The 17370-nt window shown below is 40.4% G+C and carries 14 protein-coding genes, 2 tRNA genes and 1 pseudogene; 10 read left to right on the top strand and 7 right to left on the bottom strand.

All coding sequences use genetic code 11. From position 1 onward, the window contains the following. The first annotated feature begins 605 nt into the window (after positions 1–605). Entirely contained in the window at positions 606–1499 is an 894-nt protein-coding gene (locus tag L2D08_RS22710) for an RNA polymerase sigma factor (RefSeq protein WP_242237658.1), read from the top strand. 184 nt (positions 1500–1683) lie between these two features. Beyond that, positions 1684–2544 (top strand): Cof-type HAD-IIB family hydrolase, encoded by an 861-nt coding sequence (locus tag L2D08_RS22705; RefSeq protein WP_242237656.1) that lies wholly within the window; start codon positions 1684–1686, stop codon positions 2542–2544. Positions 2545–2631: 87 nt separating this feature from the next. On the opposite strand, the pseudogene L2D08_RS22700 reads toward L2D08_RS22705, so the two are convergent. The 3 genes and pseudogenes from L2D08_RS22700 to L2D08_RS22690 all read right to left on the bottom strand — a co-directional run. After that, positions 2632–2730, bottom strand: a pseudogene (locus L2D08_RS22700) (transposase); the annotation flags it as partial. A gap of 341 nt (positions 2731–3071) precedes the next feature. Then, positions 3072–4067, bottom strand: coding sequence for a hypothetical protein (locus L2D08_RS22695; RefSeq protein WP_242237655.1), 996 nt, complete (start codon positions 4065–4067; stop codon positions 3072–3074). Between the two features lie 344 nt (positions 4068–4411). After that, on the bottom strand, positions 4412–5974 hold the full coding sequence (locus L2D08_RS22690; RefSeq protein WP_242237653.1) for an alkaline phosphatase family protein: 1563 nt from the start codon (positions 5972–5974) through the stop codon (positions 4412–4414). Positions 5975–6329: 355 nt separating this feature from the next. Here L2D08_RS22690 and L2D08_RS22685 point away from each other — a divergent pair, with 355 nt between their 5' ends. After that, positions 6330–7001, top strand: coding sequence for a YdeI/OmpD-associated family protein (locus L2D08_RS22685; protein ID WP_242237651.1), 672 nt, complete (start codon positions 6330–6332; stop codon positions 6999–7001). Between the two features lie 52 nt (positions 7002–7053). On the opposite strand, the gene L2D08_RS22680 is transcribed toward L2D08_RS22685, so the two are convergent. Beyond that, entirely contained in the window at positions 7054–7401 is a 348-nt protein-coding gene (locus L2D08_RS22680; protein WP_242237649.1) for a hypothetical protein, read from the bottom strand. Positions 7402–7849: 448 nt separating this feature from the next. On the opposite strand from L2D08_RS22680, the gene L2D08_RS22675 reads away from it, so the two are divergent. The 4 genes from L2D08_RS22675 (at position 7850) to L2D08_RS22660 (ending at position 11454) form a co-directional block, all read left to right on the top strand. Further along, a complete protein-coding gene (locus L2D08_RS22675) occupies positions 7850–9535 on the top strand; it encodes a methyl-accepting chemotaxis protein (RefSeq protein ID WP_242237648.1) in 1686 nt (561 codons plus the stop codon). A gap of 368 nt (positions 9536–9903) precedes the next feature. Further along, complete coding sequence (locus tag L2D08_RS22670) at positions 9904–10395, top strand: DUF2975 domain-containing protein (protein WP_242237646.1); 492 nt, start codon at positions 9904–9906, stop codon at positions 10393–10395. 10 nt (positions 10396–10405) lie between these two features. After that, positions 10406–10615, top strand: coding sequence for a helix-turn-helix domain-containing protein (locus L2D08_RS22665; protein ID WP_242237644.1), 210 nt, complete (start codon positions 10406–10408; stop codon positions 10613–10615). Positions 10616–10635: 20 nt separating this feature from the next. Further along, positions 10636–11454, top strand: a complete 819-nt coding sequence (locus tag L2D08_RS22660; RefSeq protein ID WP_242237642.1) for a DUF817 domain-containing protein — start codon at positions 10636–10638, stop codon at positions 11452–11454. A gap of 164 nt (positions 11455–11618) precedes the next feature. Here the strand turns inward: L2D08_RS22660 and L2D08_RS22655 are convergent, their stop codons facing one another. The 3 genes from L2D08_RS22655 to L2D08_RS22645 all read right to left on the bottom strand — a co-directional run bounded on the left by L2D08_RS22655 (position 11619) and on the right by L2D08_RS22645 (position 15225). Continuing rightward, positions 11619–13373, bottom strand: a complete 1755-nt coding sequence (locus tag L2D08_RS22655) for a GDSL-type esterase/lipase family protein (protein ID WP_242237639.1) — start codon at positions 13371–13373, stop codon at positions 11619–11621. Positions 13374–13577: 204 nt separating this feature from the next. Beyond that, positions 13578–14108 (bottom strand): ECF transporter S component, encoded by a 531-nt coding sequence (locus tag L2D08_RS22650; protein ID WP_242237637.1) that lies wholly within the window; start codon positions 14106–14108, stop codon positions 13578–13580. A gap of 355 nt (positions 14109–14463) precedes the next feature. Further along, complete coding sequence (locus L2D08_RS22645; protein WP_242237659.1) at positions 14464–15225, bottom strand: alpha/beta fold hydrolase; 762 nt, start codon at positions 15223–15225, stop codon at positions 14464–14466. Positions 15226–15671: 446 nt separating this feature from the next. Here L2D08_RS22645 and L2D08_RS22640 point away from each other — a divergent pair, with 446 nt between their 5' ends. The 3 genes from L2D08_RS22640 to L2D08_RS22630 all read left to right on the top strand — a co-directional run bounded on the left by L2D08_RS22640 (position 15672) and on the right by L2D08_RS22630 (position 17368). Continuing rightward, positions 15672–16775 carry a 5-methyltetrahydropteroyltriglutamate--homocysteine S-methyltransferase gene (locus L2D08_RS22640; protein ID WP_242237635.1) on the top strand — a complete coding sequence of 368 codons (1104 nt, stop codon included), beginning with the start codon at positions 15672–15674 and terminating at the stop codon, positions 16773–16775. Positions 16776–17200: 425 nt separating this feature from the next. Next, positions 17201–17275: transfer RNA gene (locus tag L2D08_RS22635), tRNA-Asn, on the top strand. An 18-nt stretch (positions 17276–17293) separates the two neighbouring features. Then, a tRNA-Glu gene (locus L2D08_RS22630) sits at positions 17294–17368 on the top strand. The last annotated feature ends 2 nt before the right edge of the window (positions 17369–17370 follow it).

The following is a 17370-nucleotide window of genomic DNA, read 5'->3' as shown; positions in this document are numbered from 1 at the left end:
GTTCAAGGAAAAAGAATGACTGAAAAAGCAGCGATTCATCCCCCACTTAGCAAGCTTGAAGTGGGGGTGTTCTCGCCGAAAATGATAAAAGGAAGACGATGAACATGTACGCAAGGGTGTTGGAGCCGAGTTGCTTTTCTATTTCTACGCAGCTGCCTGCACTGCCATGAAGCTATATCGCCTGCAAAGGCCTTCCATATGAATCTGAACTCAGCGCCGAACCCCCTAGCCAAAATAGGGGTTTGCAAAATAAATACCACTAAACGAATAGAGTAGGGTTACTTTTTTATGAGGCTGCCCTGCTCTATTTTTTTATGAGAGAGAAAAAGCTCGGTTTTGTTGAATTACTGAAATTTGTATCTTACAAAATACACGTTTGCAAATAAGATTTGTTACGAGCAGGAGTTTGGCTCTTACATAATGAAAGTACACATAAATAAGTTGAATGAAGGAACGTATGTGCTATAATAGAACTAATGTTTCTATTTTTAATTGTTAACTATCTATTTTAAATAACCGCATTAAAGGAAATACTCATAGATGTTAACGATGACACCTTTGCTTTTCATGTAAAGGGGTTACGTTTTTACGCGAGGTGATTAGTGATGGGTAAACCAAAGATCTGGACAGAAGAAGAGGATCAATTTTTAAAAGAAAATCTTTGCAAAATGACGCTTGAAGCCATTGGACAGTGTTTAGGCGGACGCAGCAAAGAGTCAGTGAATAAGCGGGTCATGAGGTTAAAGCTTCGCTCCGGGGAAACGCGCCAGCGAAAGCCCTGGTGTGCTGAAGAAGACTCATTTCTTATAAAAAATCTAAACAATATGAAGAACGTGGAAATTGCTGAGCAGCTTGGCAGGCCTGTAAACTCTGTTTCTACTCGTCTTAAAGTTTTGAAGCTGCAAAGAGAGAATCCGCTGCGCAGATGGACGGCAGAGGAAGATGATTACATGATCGAGCGGTATGGGAAACAGCCCATTTCGTTTATTGCCAAAAAACTGAAAAGAACAACGGGAGCGGTGGAAGGAAGATTGAACCGTCTTGGTATTTACGGTGGCAGGTCTAATAATGGTGATCTCACAACGTATCATTTGGCTGAAGCGCTCAAAGTGGACATTCATACTGTTTACAATTGGATTCAGAAATATGGCATGCCTTGCTACCAGGCAACTGTTAAAACACGTGTGTTTACGATGATCGAAGTAAGGGAATTTTGGAAATGGGCGGAGGAAAACAAAGAGCGGATCAACTGGTGCCGCGTTTCTAAAAATACCTTGGTTCCTGAGCCGGAATGGGTCCAGCAGCAAAGGCACTACGACTTCATTCATCGCCCTCAAAAAGAAAACCACAGCTGGACTGCTGAAGAAGATGCAAAGATTTGGCACATGTATTATTCGCAAAGGTATACACAAAAACAAATTGGAGAAATCATGGGCCGCTCTGCAAGGAGTATTCAGAGCCGTTTGGATCGATTAAGAAGGGCAAAAAAAGCGAGCTAATCAAAAGGAAGGCAGATATAGACCTTGTGGCGTATTTAGGGATTGTCATTTGATTAAGCCTCTTGAATATAAAAACTGAAAAGAAATTGCCTGAAAAGCTCTGAATTTTTAGAACAGGAATGAAATAAAGGTTTATACTGAGGAGTCAGTATTATATTTAATTTTAGTATTAGAGGTGAAGAATATGAAACTTATTGCTATTGATTTAGATGGCACCTTGCTATCCCCGGAAATGGAGATTACGAAAGAAAATGTTGAGGCACTGCGAAAAGCACAGAGCCAGGGGAATATTGTAATGATCTGCTCCGGCCGAGCCCCGGAAGATATTCAACAAATCCTTAAAAAATACGAGATTTCATGCCCTTTGGCAGGAAGCAATGGAACGGTTGTACAAGTTAATGAAAGTGTTTTGGAAAGTATTTCGATGGACAGAAAAGATATTATAAAGATTGCAGAGAAACTAGACGAGGATAGGGTTCCATATCGGATTTATACCAACCATGGAATTTATGTACCCGCAGACTGGTCGGAACGAGTAGCGTTTGCTGTGAAAAAGGATCAGATTAAAGTTGAAGGACTTCCGGATGAAGTTTATAGGAGGATCACTGAACAACCACAGAAATCTAGTCTCATTAACTATTTTAATCACTATAGTGAATTGTTTAATGAGAAAGATTTAACAGTTCAGAAATTCTTTGTACTGACATTAAACAGCAGCATAAAAACAGTATTAACTACTTATCTGGCTGAAATCTCAAGTATTGCCGTCACTTCTTCAGGCCCTTTGAATATTGAAGTGATGGACCAAAATGGAAATAAAGGAAATGCTCTGAAAAGAGTGGCTGAATATTACGGTATTCCTCTGCATGATACGATGGCCATTGGAGACAACTTTAACGACATTCCAATGCTTGAATTGGCCGGTCTCTCAATTGCAATGGGAAACGGAGATCCTCTAGTAAAAGAGATGTGCGATACGGTTACTTATTCAAACGATAAAAACGGTGTGGCCCATGCAATAGATCGATACATATTGAGTGAGTAAAAATCTCTGATCAGCTACCATTGAATAAAAATGAGCGCCGCATTCTTCTTCAAAATCTTCAATTTAGTTGGGGAGGCGCTAAAGTCTTTATTCTCCCTGTTCTTCTATATATTTTTTGATCACATCGATTGTGGCTCCACCTATCGTTAAAATCATATAGCTTCGGCTCCAAAAACAGGTATTCCAGTAAAATAGAAAAAGTTCCAGGCGACTCCTACGTATCACAACAAATAAAGATAATAATTGGAATGGAAGCATAGAAGATATTACACACCCTCAAAGAAGTAAACCAATGTTTTCAAGGTAATAAAGCACATAAAAATAAAAAATAAAAGCAGCTGACTGCCAAAAGACAATGGGAAATGATAAAATGTCTGTACAGGAAATAATAGTAAATACACCCGATATTTAGATGTGGAATGAGAGTGAATTCAAAAAGAAGCGCCACTAACAAACTAAGAGTTAGTGGCGCTTTAAGTATTCGAACATTCACGAAGAAGTTTGTATTTACTATTTCAGGATGCCTGTTACGCGAAACGATAGTAAATCAGCAGGAATGTTGAAAGAACAAATAAAAAGTTAAGGAAAACAAAGATAAACTGATCTAGTTTTGTTTTATGCAATTTGATAGGCGGGTTGTAAAAAGATACACCTTCGATAATGAAAATAATCAAGATCACATGAATCATAAAATGGCCGATAATTTCCGTAAAGCCGAACAGCATCGTTGTCATAATGAAAATAACGGTGACAACGAGCCCAACAACCCGGTTTAAAATACCGACGACAAGCAGGTAGCCGACAATGAATTCAATAAAAGCAGCCATTACGATAAACATAGCCGGATCAAATCCGAACGTTGGCACGTGGTGAGCTGAAACGATATCAAGTGTCATTGTGGGATACACCCATTTTTCAACCGCAACCCAGCATAAAGAAAGCCCGGTTCCCAAATACAAAAGAGGGAAGCCTTTTTCTTCAAATCGTGTTTTTCCGATAAGCAATACAGCAATAATAGCAAGGTAAAATCCATAATCAAGCATATGAAAAATGCCGTTGTGTACAGTCACATAACTAAATAATCCCAGCAGAATGAGGGCACCCACCTTTGTGGCCGCATGGTGGGGGATGCAAAGAAAGACAATCGCTGCCCATACAAAAACGGCTGTGGCCGTTTGTTCAATATGAAACTCGGGAGCGAAAATTGTTCCGTTTATCACTTGTATGATTAAAGCAGCCGCAGTGCCGTATTTCAGTAAATACCGTGAATACTTGCGAAATCCAGACAACGTCTTATCCCATTTTTGAACAATCGTCCAATTTGTTGTTTTAGGAATCACAAGGGTTAATAAGCCAAGCAATACAGCAATGACAATTGCCAAGGTTAAAAAGAAGGGAGATAAAATATGCTCAATCGTTTCTTTTTGCGGGTCTAATTTTGTGAACCATTTCACATGAGCTTCTGTAAAAAGAGGCGTCATGGCGACAGCAGCTGCGAGCAAGAAAGCAATTATTTTTTTCATTGGAACATTCTCCTCGTATTTATAGTAAATATATAGTTAATATACAACAGAACAGCCTATCGGCAACATATCAATCGTGACATTTATGTGAATTTATTCACAATGTGGCTTTAAGTTTTTTTAATCGAGGGAAAACAATTCGAATTGCTTCGCTGGCCGTCCTGCTATAATGGTTAACAGTAAAAGATAAGTGATCGAAAAAGACATGTAATCCAGCAGGCTGAACAAAAGTTAGCGCCCCATTCCCTTTCAAAATCTTCAATTTGGTGGGGGAGAAGCGCTAATTTTTGTTTAAGAAAAGGGATACTCCATCAAAATCTTTGATTTAAGTGGAGAGGTTCACGTTATTTAACCAGTTTTATCAGCCAGTCTTTAAAATCAATCAATCGTTGATGTTTAGGTGCCTGATCTGTTCCTGCGACGATCAGAGGAACGACAGAATCTACTTTATGCAAGGAGCCGTGCGCTGCTCCTCCCGCATGATTCGGACTGTTTTTTTCAACAAATTCATAACCCGGTTTGGCATCAATAATGATATACCGGCCTTCGTGTGAGCGAAGGGCTCCATCTAATCTTGCAAGGGCATCTGGGTAGTCACCATAGCTGATTTCATTTTGTTCATTAATAGATAAATCTAAAAGGGCAGGATCTCCGCTCAGCGTCCAGGATTGTCCGTAAGAATCTGTGTATGGGCCGTCAGGGGAAAAAGTAAAAGGCGTATCGGATTTTGATGATATTACATAACCTACCTCTCCCTTTTTCCAGGCAATGAAGCCAATCCTGGAATCGGCTCTTAACCTTGCTGAAATATCAGAAATCTTAATCGTTTCATCCTGTAGATAAACGTACGCCATGCGCTCATTAACAGCTAAAGCAATTTCCTTGTTAGACGGCTGGTCCGGTGTCCAAAGAGTGTATGGATTCAATAACTTGGTTAAATCAATCAGCGCCTTGCTGCGATCACTTATCACAGCAGATTGCGCACTGTCTCCCTGTACAATCCAGATCATCTTTTGAACCGCCTCTTCCCATGATGGATAGGCATTCAAAATCATCTGCAGCTGCTTATCCACTTCTTCAATACCTTTCTGTTCCATTGGTCCGTTTTTGTGAACCTGATGGTCCAAATCGGCGAAGTAGACCAGCGTAAAAGGCGGAAGCTGATTTTTTTCGATAAAGTATTTCAGTTCATTTGCCGAAAAATGATCGTTTACACCCGCAGCTTTCCATATACGATTAGAACCATCATTTTCCTGGTTGTATTGTGTCAAGCTTCCTAGGGACAGAAGAGAAGGACCATTTACTTCCAAATTGCGTGGCAGCAGATTCATGCCGGTGAAAAGTTTTGGAATGTTTAGGCGATGAACTTGATTGCCACGATAGATCAGTCCGTTAATAGAAGCAGACTGGATTTCGCTTTTTGCCAGCTCTTCATAAATGGTGAGGACATGCCGGCTTAAGTGGGCCTTGTTTAAGTGAATTAAGCTGTCTGTTAATATTTGCTTTGCGCCAATATCTAAAAATTCGATTTTTCCAGGACCATAATTAATGACTCGGTTTTCGTCCTTTTTGAGCCAGACAAGGCCAGGAACTTTATGATCATTGGCGTATGTACCCGTTAATAAGGTACTGTCGATTGTGACAGACATGGTAGGGTAAGAACTGACCACCTCAGGATAGTATTGGCCATGTTTCATTAAGAATTCAAATGCAGGTGCTTTTCCTTCTTCTATTGCTTTTTGTAAGGGCTGATCCATCAAGGAGTCAATGACAAATAGAACTACGGGTTTGGAAGATGTCCTGATGGAAACGTTATGCAGACCTTTTGTGGGCGTTCTCAGTAAATACCAGCTCAGGCCAGTGATCATGAAGATGAAAAGAATAACCGATGTGATAATTTTAAGCATCATGACTTCACCCTTTTCTTTACATTGTGATTAGTATGCATAGAAAGAGAAAGGTGAATACATCATTGGAAAATCAAAAAGCTTATAAATATGGCCTGTTTGAAAGTAATATCTATAAGCTCATCTGTTTTAATTTAATTTTTAGTACCCAGCTTGGTTTTATTTTGTTTCATACGGTTCACGTTATGATTGGACAACTAATAGTTTTTTAACAAGTTATCTTAACCTTGTTGGTAAGAGTGTCATTTTTGCCAGCGCTGGATAAAGTGATTATAGTTAATGCTTATAAAGTTGCTAACCGTAAAGGATATTCTTACACTATAAGTATAATAAGCAATTTTAAGGATGGTTAAGGATGCCGAAAACGATAGTAGAGAAACTGAACCTAAAAAAATATGAAAAAGCGGCAGTATTAAACTTGCCAGATGGGGCAGACTATTTAACAGAGTTACACAATTATGATACAGAGCTAGCCAGCAGCAAATATGACCTTATCTTTGCCTTTGTGTTAGATATGGAGTCTTTAAAAGCAACCGTAAACAAGGTAATCGGAGAAAATTATTTAAATAAAAACGGATATATATTCTTGGCTTATCCAAAAAAGGGGAATAAAGTGTATCCAGCATTTATTCATCGAGATGAGTTGATGGATGGGCTGGGAGCAGGTGAAAATGGTTACCTTGGGACCAGTGACATTAAATTTGCACGTATGGTTGGGCTAGATGATGTGTTTACGGTTGTCGGTCTGAAAGAAGAATCCCGTAATACAAAGAGCACTTCTATAAAAGCCAGTCAATGCGTAGACGATTATATCGAAATGATTCCAAATGTGGAAAAGGATTTGCAAGATACTCCAGAATTGCTTGCTTTCTTTCAATCACTCACTCCAGGATACCGTAAAGATTGGGCTCGTTATGTGTATAGTGCTAAACAGGAGGCCACCAAAGCAAAGCGGCGCGAGGAAATGATCATGATACTAGGAGCAGGTTACAAGAGCCGGGACCTATATCGTAGAAATAAATCTTAATAGTCATGTTATATCTGATTTCACTTTAGAGACTAGATATCAAAAAAGGAGACTATCCCCTGGTCGTTATCAATGACTTGGGGACAGTCTCTATTTTTTCGGAGATCATATTACAGAGTAAAAATCCAAGGTCTTCTCTTATAATCATCGCGGTCATCCCGGCGGTGTCTGCGGTCGCGATCGCGATCATCCCTGCGGTCTCTGTCATCATCGCGGTCATCCCGGCGGTGTCCGCGGTCGTGGTCGCGATCATCCCTGCGGTCTCTGTCATCATCGCGGTCATCCCGGCGGTGTCTGCGGTCGTGGTCGCGATCATCTCTGCGGTCTCTGTCATCATCGCGGTCATCCCGGCGGTGTTTGCGGTCGTGGTCGCGATTAAACCAAACGCCGGAATAGTCATTATCGTCGTAGCATCTATAGCCCATAAAAAACCCCCCTCTCTTTCTTAAACTGGCAGGATCAAAATGAACCCTGCCCTATATCATATGATTTTCCACACTCACTGGTATAGTTTGTGCTACTAGTTTGGATGAAAGAAAATAACTTTCACTGTGAAAAAGTGTTCTCGGCTGTCAAAAGAACACACTCAACAAGCTGCCAGCTTATCGGCAGCTTGTTAGGGTGAAGATTAGGAGTGGTTAAATGGCATTGCGCGAAGGAGAAAGAGGGAGAGTAACCTGGCCGTGGATCCTCTTTTTCTTTACAAGAATAAAGAAATGGATGTTTAAGCAGCCTGGCTGGAGACTTTTTTTAGTTTAACAATCATTTTAGATTCAATATACGAGTCGAAGTCCGATATTATAAGTGTGCATATGGGAAAAACTTAAAATGTTCGGGGGAGGAAAAGAATGAAAATAAAAACACGGCTCATTACAACAGTTTCCATTCTTGTTGTGGCAATTCTGCTGTTAGGAAGTTTTGCCGTTTATGTTTTAAATGCAGGGGCAGATAGAAATGCCTCGCTGCAGGATAAGATGGAGATGCAAAAAATAATGATTGGGATTCAGTACCGTCTGGCCGGATTATCAAACGATGAGAGGGCATTTATCATAACGGGTGACCCTCAATTTGTAGAAGGCATGGAAGAAAAAGCGGCTGATATACATAAAAAAATAGAACAAATTAAAAGTCTTAGCCAAGAAGAGAAATACAAAAAAAAGATCAGTGAGATTGAAGGAAACTTCAATAATATCTGGAAAATAAATCAACAAGTGATTAGTACTTATCAAGAAGATTCTAAAGGAGCAAAAAACCTTCACTTTGGGGAAGAACGAACGCTAAGAAAAGAAGTATTAGACCCGTCAATAGATGAATTTGTCGAAGCTCTTGATAAAGATGTGTCGGATACAGGCTCTTTAAACGAGCGCGTTACAACTGCAAGTACAGTAGCTTTTCTCGTACTGGCTGCTGCTGCCTCAATAATTGGCATATCTTTAAGCTTTATGCTTTTAAGGTCTATTTTAATTCCGCTGCGGGCTTTAAACCGCCAGTTAGAGGAAATTGCCACAGGGGATGCTGACTTAACGAAGCATATGGAAGTTTCAGGCCAAAATGAATTTGGTCATCTGGCCAAATCTTTTAATACCTTTGTAGAATCCTTAAAACTCATGATTACTCAAATTAGAGAATCATCTGAACAAGTAGCTGCTTCATCACAGGAGCTGTCAGCTGGTGCTGAACAATCAAAAGTCACTTCGGAACATATTTCTGCAACCATGCAGTCGGTAACGCAGAATTATAGAGAGCAAAGCCAGCTGACCGTAAGCAGTCTGAATGCGGTAACAGATTCATTAAACAGTATTGTTTCAGTATCTTCAAACACGTCAAGAGTGGCAGAAGTATCGTCCACAATGAAAGAGCAAGCCGAAAGCGGTGCACATTCAGTAAAAGAAATGCTTGAACAGATGAAATCTATCAATCAATCTGTCGATATGGCAGATAAAGGAATCGGTTCACTTGTGTCCAGCGCCACAATGATCAAAGAAATCTCAACCCTTATTACAGATATATCTGGTCAGACAAATTTACTCGCACTCAATGCCGCTATTGAGGCGGCTAGAGCCGGAGAGCACGGCAAAGGATTTGCTGTTGTGGCAGAAGAGGTGAGGAAATTAGCGGATCAGACAAGCCAATCTGCACACCATATCCATACGCTTGTTTCCACGATTCAAAATGAATCTAACGAAACCATTCACAGCATTCGGCTTGTTAGGGAAAATGTAAACTCGGGGATTCATCTTTCTAGAGAAACGGTGACGAGCTTTGATGAGATTTTATATTTAATCGAACAGGTAACCGTGCAGGTTCAGGAAGTGGCAGCCGCGACTCAGTTTATTACGAATGGATTTGAAGAAATTCAAAAAACGATTGAAGTCATAGCTGATGGCTCTCAGGAAACACTGGCCAGTACTGAAACGGCAGCCGCAGCTAGTGAGCAGCAATTAGCTTCTATAGAAGAGGTTTCACATGCTGCCCATTCATTGTCTAGATTAGCTGAGGAATTGCAGGCGATGATTTCAAGATTTAAGGCTTAAGTTAAAAACATGCCCCGAAGGAATGCTTCAGGGCATGTTTTTATTTTGGGGTGTAAGGATGTCCTAGTTTTAATGAAAAAATGACAGGAGAAGGTATGGCTGCTGCGAAGGCGGGCGAAAGACACGTGCAGATTTTGAAGAAAGTTTGACCAAAAATCCCGATGATATACATAATTTAAGTATAAATTGAATCGTTTTAAGTTTTATGGAGCATTTCTTTGTAATGAGGAATGCTCTTTTTTCTTGCTCAAAATTAAAGGAATATATACGTTACAATAAAAATATAATACAAAGGAATAATAATTTATTGTAAAACGATAAATGTTGTATTAAAATCAAATAAACAATAAATAGGTGAGGTGTTTTTTATGAAACGAGGGTCAACACTCTTTTTAAAAATAGCTGTTATTCTTATGGGAATTCCAGTTCTTGCTTTGTGTCTATTTTTGTTGCCTCAAATAGCGAATGAAGCAAATGAAGCAGCAGAAAGAGGCGCAGATGTGGCTTTTGTGGTATATGGCATTTTAATGGTTATGTATGTATCGACGGTACCGTTTTACATTGCTCTTTATCAAGCTTTTAAACTTTTGAGTTATATTGACAAGAATAAAGCTTTCTCGAAATTATCTGTAAGGGCTCTAAAGAATATAAAAAACTGTGCCATTATAATCAGTGGCTTGTATGTGTTAGCCCTGCCATTAGTCTATATCATGGCAGAGATAGATGACGCACCGGGTCTCGTATTAATTGGAATGGTCCCTATCTTCGCTTCAACGGTAATTGCAGTGTTTGCGGCAGTTCTTCAAAGGCTTTTACAGGAAGCCATCGATATAAAATCAGAGAATGACTTAATCGTCTGAGGTGAAAAACATGGCAATTATAATCAATATTGATGTGATGCTGGCTAAAAGGAAAATGAGCGTAACAGAACTTTCGGAGAGGGTTGGAATCACGATGGCTAACCTTTCAATATTGAAAAATGGAAAAGCAAAAGCCATTCGGTTTTCAACTTTAGAGGCCATTTGCAAAGCTTTGGAATGCCAGCCTGGTGATATTCTAGAATACCGAAATGATGAATGAAGACACCCAGGGTAAATAAAGTGGGTTACTATTACTATATTCAGAAAAAGCCTTTGCAGGCACAAAGCACGCGGGCACTAAAGCAACTCATTCGTTTTGGGTGGGAGCAGGCCCTATCGTGTTTATTTCCGGTCGTTATTTTTGTCTCCCTGGCTTTTACACAAATCATGCCACTTCCCTTCCTGCCCCGGTATGACTGGCTGCTCATCATCTGCCTTCTCATGCAGTGGTGGATGGTGCGTTCTGGGCTTGAAACACGGGATGAACTAAGGGTAATCACATTGTTTCACCTGATTGGACTTGCTCTTGAACTTTTCAAGGTATATATGGGCTCCTGGTCTTATCCAGAGGAAGGATACTTTAAAATTTTTGGAGTGCCTTTGTACAGCGGCTTCATGTACGCGAGTGTAGCGAGTTATCTTTGCCAGGCGTGGAGGAGGCTTAAGGTTGAACTGGTTAAGTGGCCGCCGTTTCTGATCGTTGTATCACTTGCAGCTGCAATTTATATGAATTTTTTCATCCATCATTATTGGATAGACGTTCGTTGGTGGTTATCTGGACTTGTCATTATCGTCTTTTGGCAATCATGGGTCGTATACGAGATTGGGGGAACTCGTTACCGTATGCCAATCGCGCTTTCTTTTGTGCTCATTGGATTTTTTATATGGATAGCCGAAAACATCGCAACGTTTTTTGGAGCTTGGGAATACCCAAACCAAACTGATGCATGGAGTCTCGTTCATTTAGGAAAGGTGAGTTCATGGCTCTTACTAGTCATTGTCAGCTTCCTTATAGTAGCGACGTTAAAGCAGGTTAAGGGGAAAATTCCACCACGATAGATACTGGCCCATTTTATAACTGTTAGGAATCCTTTTTAGTTTGAAGTTCTTCAGGTGTACAGAATTTTCAATAAGACAAGGCGAGTCACAGGTGTCTTTATGATAAATTGCTTAATTAAAGTGAGAAGGCAGTAAAAAAGAGCGGCATGGGAGCCGCTCTTTTTTTATTCAATCATTTTAAATTCCGTTGACAAAACAAGGGACAGTGACTCATTTTGTACATCTTTAGCGTTTGCAAGGGAGTTCACCACTCGATAATCCCCTGCTGTAAGCGGCTCTTTATAGAGCTTTGAATCAAGTGAGATGCTGTCTGACACCGCCTGATTAAACCTTAAAAGGCTGGCGACAGAAGGCAGGGGAATGAAGTCATCTGTATGCTCTACAGTAACCCATTTATTATTCACTCTTTTCTGAAGAGTGCCCGGTGTAAAGTAGTATGATTCAGAAGTGATGCTCGATAACGTAATCTCCACACTCTTATCGGCGGATAGGTCATAAACCTCTTTACCTGTTTTGATGGATACACCTGATTCATATGGCAGGTACTCATTGTCTTCTTCGGATAATACTTCTTTTACTGCCTGAGCTACAATATCATTGCTCTTCGGCGTTAAATGAATGCCTACTTTTTCGTCGATCAGCCCGCTTTTGATGATTGCTGCATCTGTTTCAGCACCTACTTCATCAATTAAGAGATCGTAAACATCGACAAGCGGAACAGATTGATCCCTGGCTACTTCACGGATCACGTCATTGTAGCTGTCGATCCATTTACGCAAGCCGCCTTTACCAGTGTATTTGCTTGCAATGTTAGGGTGCTTGGCTAACTGGGATGTATAATAGGTCTCTTCTACAGCGGGTGGATTGGTCATTAAGATCACCTGTGCGTTTCTCGCTCTGAGCTGGGATATCATGCTTGTCAGGTTCTGTTTAAATGTCTCTTTGCTGACTTGCGGCTGAGCACCATTAGGCGGTATGAGCGCATCGTTTATGCCAAACATGATAGAAACGATACCAGGATTTAAATCCAGCACTTCTGTTTTAAAACGCTTCATACCTTGTTCTGTCGTATTGCCGCTGTATCCCGCATTATATACATCTGCCTCCATATCCTGGCTGTAAAGGGCAGCTACCTGGTCTGTCCATTTACGGTCCTGGTACTCCGGATAATCCGCTTGAAAGTAGGAGCCGGATGTATTGCTGTCTCCAAAAGCGATAAATCCAGGCCTCTCTTCATTGAATAACGACTGCTGGTATTGATAGGCTCTGTGTATCAATAACGCCAGTGCGCCTCTTGTAATAGAAGCACTCGAGCCGTATGATGTTTTCGTTATTCCTGCTATGATGCCTGCATCTGTTAAGGCGCGTACAGCTCCTTCATATCTTGTTCCTTTAACGTCCGTAAATGGAGTCGGCTCATTATTGGTATCCATTGAATATTTAAGCGCATTGTAAATTATAATAGCGGCTTCGCCTCTTGTAATGTTAGAGCCAGAACCAAACTCCGTAGGGGTTTTGCCGTTGACAACACCTGCCGCCTTCAGCGCTGAGACATAGGGAGCTGCCCGCTCTGGCACATCTGTAAATCCGGATTTTGGCGGGTTTGGATACTTGGCGTCAAGGCCCATGTATTTGCCGAGTATCACAGCCGCATCTACACGCTTAACTGGCTGATTAATTCCAAAAGTTAAATCGGGAAATCCGTTTATTATTCCGCTTTCATAGAGAAAGGCAACAGCTTCTTCGTATCTTGTTCCTTCTGTATCCGTAAACGATACGGATGCTGCTTTCGCATTCAGTGGCGACAAATTGTTTTCTGTAGCTGCCTGCGCATTTTCTGCAAATGCTGGCGAAAGGGAAGAAGTAAGCACTGTCCCTGCTACAAGTGATGCAGCTAAAACATTCAATGGCTTTTTCATGGTTTTTTTCTCCTGTTATGTCATTTAATAGATTCATTATAACAAAATATTGTCCGATTACTCATGGATTATTTTTTCTAGAACATTAAAATCTATTGGGTTTTTCCTAGGGATCCATCAAAAAAGCAAAAAAAAGACGAGTTAAACTCGTCTTTTTTCATCTGCCGGATTATCCAGTACCGGTTACTTATGCCGTTATATCTTTTAAAGCTGTCCAGTTCTTTTGCTTAAGCGTCCTGCCAGTGGCGCGACAATAATACCGGCTACGACAACTTGGAGAACGTTTCCTGGGATAGAGCCGAATGGCTGAATCCAGTTACCGTAAAGAATCACTTCAGCAAAATAGTAGCCTACGATTTTGATCACCAGTGCAGCAGCTACTGCTAATGCAAAGACAACGATTCTTTTGCCGGGTACTTTTTCTGCTATGAGACCGGCTACAAAGCCCATGGCACCTACAATAACGAATGTAAACGGTGACCAGATGGCCCAGCCAGAAAGAACATCAAACAAGCCCATCCCGAAGGCGCCTGCAATTGCGCCTGTTTTTCTGCCGTAAAGGAAGGCTGCTAGAAAAAGAGGTACGTTACCTAGGTGGATAAGGCCTCCGTTACCCATGATCGGGAGCTTTATGTTAATGAACATTGTGGCTACCAGGGTTAACGCGACAAAAAGAGCATTGATCACTAAAACTTTTGTTTTAGTTGTTTCTTTGGATAATGATGATGTATACATATGATAACCTCTTTCTTGTTGTAGAATTTTATCTTACTACTAATCTGTCAAATAATAAATACTTAATATTCTATTTATTCGTTCGGACAGGCATGGAATGCTGGTAACAGTGTCATGGAGTACCAGCGTGAAGTTTCCTATGCTGCATTCTCATATGAAGAATTAATCTTTGATCCTTTTCCATACCTTTTTCTTCGTTATATTTAATTAGAAAGGTTATGTACTTGCATTGATGGAATAGATAATGACATTTTTTATTATCAATTCTATGATTATAGTAAGACTGGAAGATGGTTCCAGTCCAGAATCCCGCAATTTGAACAGGTGTTGTTTAAAGCTAAAAAAAGAAATAAAATCAAGTTTCCGTTATAAGAACATCATTTTCAATCCACTCTTCCAGCAAGTTGTTAAAAAGCAGAGGATTTGCTAAAGGAAAGCCGTGACCTATTTCGGGAAGGATTATACTTTTACAATTTGGGTTGCTTTTCAAAATTTCCCTCATGGAGTCTTTCATGATTTTTTTCTCTTTCTCTCCTACGGTAACGACTATTTTGCTGCGTGCGTCCTTAAAGGTTTGTGGTGTTTTAAATGACATGTTTTCGTTCATAATTCGGGAAAATGTATCCTTGCTGATTTGACGGCTCTCTTGATAATAAATATTAAAGTAGTCTTCATTGATATACATAGATTTTGCTTGAATGTTAGAAAAAGCTTTAAGCTTTACAAAAGGAAAGGCAAACCGCATAGACTTGATTAGCATGTTCGCGAAAGGTATAGGTTTCACTAAAGCACTATTAATCATGGCGAAATCAATCAGCTTTGGCTTTTTACTGAGTATGGTGATTAACACTTGAGCTCCTAACGAGAAACCGACTGCAATAACAGGTTTGCCTTTACCTGCTTCCTCAATCAATGTAATGATTTCCTCAGCAGCTCCGTTTATGGTAAAGGGTGTTCCGCTTTTGCTGTTTCCCTGTTCGGGCATATCTGGAACTAAACAATGGAATTTTGAAGAAAAGTATTCAACTTGTTTATCCCACATCCATCCACTAACCCCGCCGCCGTGAATAAAGACCATGAGCGCAGAGCTTTTATCTCCATACTCCTTATAGTGCATGCTCATTTCACCCCCATTTTTTTACTTGTATCAATAATAATGCAAAAAATGTACAAGTCCCTTTCCTAGTGCCGAAGCAATAATCTATACGGAAAAGCTTTTCAAACATTCATTTGCCAGACAAGGTCTTTTATTCATTGAATAGGGAGGAGGCCTTTTTCTGTGTGGCTGTCGCATGAGTATACTTCTATCCCTATAATTTAATCGTCTGAAAGATGGGTATATCCCCGTATTTAAATAAAAGGATAACGAAGAACTACGGTGGTTCTAGCTTAAAGCTATAACAAGAAATAGATTTTATGTGTTATCCTGTGCGTATTTTTCCATGTTACATTTATCTCACATCAATAAGACAAAAGAAAAGCAGTCTCATCCAGGGGAGAACAGTCTTTAAATACCCCAATAAAGAACGTTTTCCATAAAACAAGAGGAAAGAAGGAATTCAAATGACAAAAACAGCGGTTAAAGCGCCATTTAGAGCAGATCACGTAGGAAGCTTGCTTCGTCCTCAATCAATTCATGATGCGAGAAAGAAATTCGCAGATGGTGCGATTACAGCTGAACAATTGCACGCCGTGGAAACAGAAGAAATCAGAAGAATCGTGGACAAACAAATTGAAGTCGGCCTTCAAGCGGTAACGGACGGCGAATTCCGCCGAAGATTTTGGCATACGGATTTCATGGAGCAACTGAACGGTGTAGAAGGGTATGTTCCTGACCATGGATATAAATTTGAAGGTGTAGAAACGGAAGCGTATGATGTGCGTGTGACGGGCAAGGTATCTTTTAATCCTAATCATCCTCATCTTAAAGATTTTATCGAATTTAAAGAAATCGTGGATGACCGTGCAGTTGCCAAAATCACACTTCCAAGTCCAAATCAATTTTTTAATGCCGGTATCCGCAACGAAGACATTTATCCGGAGATTGAAGATTTCGCAAAAGATATTATTCAAACCTATCGCGATGCAATTGGCGCATTTTATAATGCGGGCTGCCGTTACCTGCAGCTGGATGATGTGTATATTGCAGGGCTTTGTGCACCGGAACTTCCATTTGCGAAAAGTGATTTGGAAAGAGCAAAATTGATTGACCTTGCTTTGCGTGTGGTAAACGGAGTGCTTGAAGGCAAACCAGAAGACTTAACAGTCACCACTCACCTTTGCCGCGGAAACTATCAATCTGCCTGGGCTTTCGAAGGTCCGTATGACCGGATTGCTCCGAGTTTCTTTGCGAAAGAAAAAGTAGACGGCTTTTTCTTAGAATATGATGATGAGCGTTCCGGTAACTTCAAGCCACTAGAACATATTCCAGCAGGCGGACCACAAGTCGTGCTGGGAGTGTTTACTTCTAAAAACGGCGAATTAGAAGATAAAGAAGCAGTCAAAGCTCGTGTACAGGAAGCAGCCAAGTATGTTCCACTTGAACAAATTTGCATCAGCCCGCAATGTGGATTTGCTTCCACACACCATGGCAATAAATTAACAGAAGAACAGCAATGGGCAAAATTAAAATTTATTGTGGATGTGGCAAAAGAAATTTGGGGATAAAATAGAAACAAGCTGTTGTGAGGTGCTAGCCAAAAAAACGGATCTATTCTTTTAAAAGAATAGATCCGTTTTTTTGCATAAAGAACTAAAGAGAAAGGGGGATAGAAAAGTGAGAAAATAAGATGGAAAAACTTCAGTCGTTTTGGAATCGGATCGTCCGTCCAGCGGGATTCTATCAAAATTAGATCCTTAAAAGGGAAGAAAGGCAGCCAGTCTGCCTTGAAAGTGGTTCATCAGAAATGCAGGCAGATGAAGAGAACTTAGTAACTTTATACAGGGTAGACGGGGATTCTTTAAATGGGGTATCTTCTAAAATAAAGGGAAGAAAAACACAAAGAAGGATTTTCGAAATAAAATTTTAAAAATGTGTTGACTCTATTAAATGATGGTGTTATTATTTAATAGCTGTCGCTGATACAGACTATTCCGCAGTAGCTCAGTGGTAGAGCAATCGGCTGTTAACCGATCGGTCGCCAGTTCGAGTCTTGCCTGCGGAGCCAATTCAAACAATATAAAATGGCCCCTTGGTCAAGCGGTTAAGACACCGCCCTTTCACGGCGGTAACACGGGTTCGAATCCCGTAGGGGTCACCATT

Source organism: Domibacillus sp. PGB-M46, assembly GCF_022668875.1.
In the GTDB taxonomy this organism is placed as follows: domain Bacteria; phylum Bacillota; class Bacilli; order Bacillales; family Domibacillaceae; genus Domibacillus.
The sequence above is the reverse complement of the archived record's forward strand: the minus strand, read 5'-3'. Positions and strand labels throughout refer to the sequence as shown.

Bases quoted from the DNA above. Each gene is read 5' to 3' on its own strand.
- L2D08_RS22640 (WP_242237635.1), top strand. From the start codon at position 15,672: ATGACAAAAACAGCGGTTAAAGCGCCATTTAGAGCAGATCACGTAGGA.
- L2D08_RS22695 (WP_242237655.1), bottom strand. From the start codon at position 4,067: ATGAAAAAAATAATTGCTTTCTTGCTCGCAGCTGCTGTCGCCATGACG.
- L2D08_RS22680 (WP_242237649.1), bottom strand. From the start codon at position 7,401: ATGACTATTCCGGCGTTTGGTTTAATCGCGACCACGACCGCAAACACC.
- L2D08_RS22675 (WP_242237648.1), top strand. From the start codon at position 7,850: ATGAAAATAAAAACACGGCTCATTACAACAGTTTCCATTCTTGTTGTG.
- L2D08_RS22710 (WP_242237658.1), top strand. From the start codon at position 606: ATGGGTAAACCAAAGATCTGGACAGAAGAAGAGGATCAATTTTTAAAA.
- L2D08_RS22670 (WP_242237646.1), top strand. From the start codon at position 9,904: ATGAAACGAGGGTCAACACTCTTTTTAAAAATAGCTGTTATTCTTATG.
- L2D08_RS22705 (WP_242237656.1), top strand. From the start codon at position 1,684: ATGAAACTTATTGCTATTGATTTAGATGGCACCTTGCTATCCCCGGAA.
- L2D08_RS22690 (WP_242237653.1), bottom strand. From the start codon at position 5,974: ATGCTTAAAATTATCACATCGGTTATTCTTTTCATCTTCATGATCACT.
- L2D08_RS22685 (WP_242237651.1), top strand. From the start codon at position 6,330: ATGCCGAAAACGATAGTAGAGAAACTGAACCTAAAAAAATATGAAAAA.
- L2D08_RS22650 (WP_242237637.1), bottom strand. From the start codon at position 14,108: ATGTATACATCATCATTATCCAAAGAAACAACTAAAACAAAAGTTTTA.
- L2D08_RS22665 (WP_242237644.1), top strand. From the start codon at position 10,406: ATGGCAATTATAATCAATATTGATGTGATGCTGGCTAAAAGGAAAATG.
- L2D08_RS22645 (WP_242237659.1), bottom strand. From the start codon at position 15,225: ATGCACTATAAGGAGTATGGAGATAAAAGCTCTGCGCTCATGGTCTTT.
- L2D08_RS22655 (WP_242237639.1), bottom strand. From the start codon at position 13,373: ATGAAAAAGCCATTGAATGTTTTAGCTGCATCACTTGTAGCAGGGACA.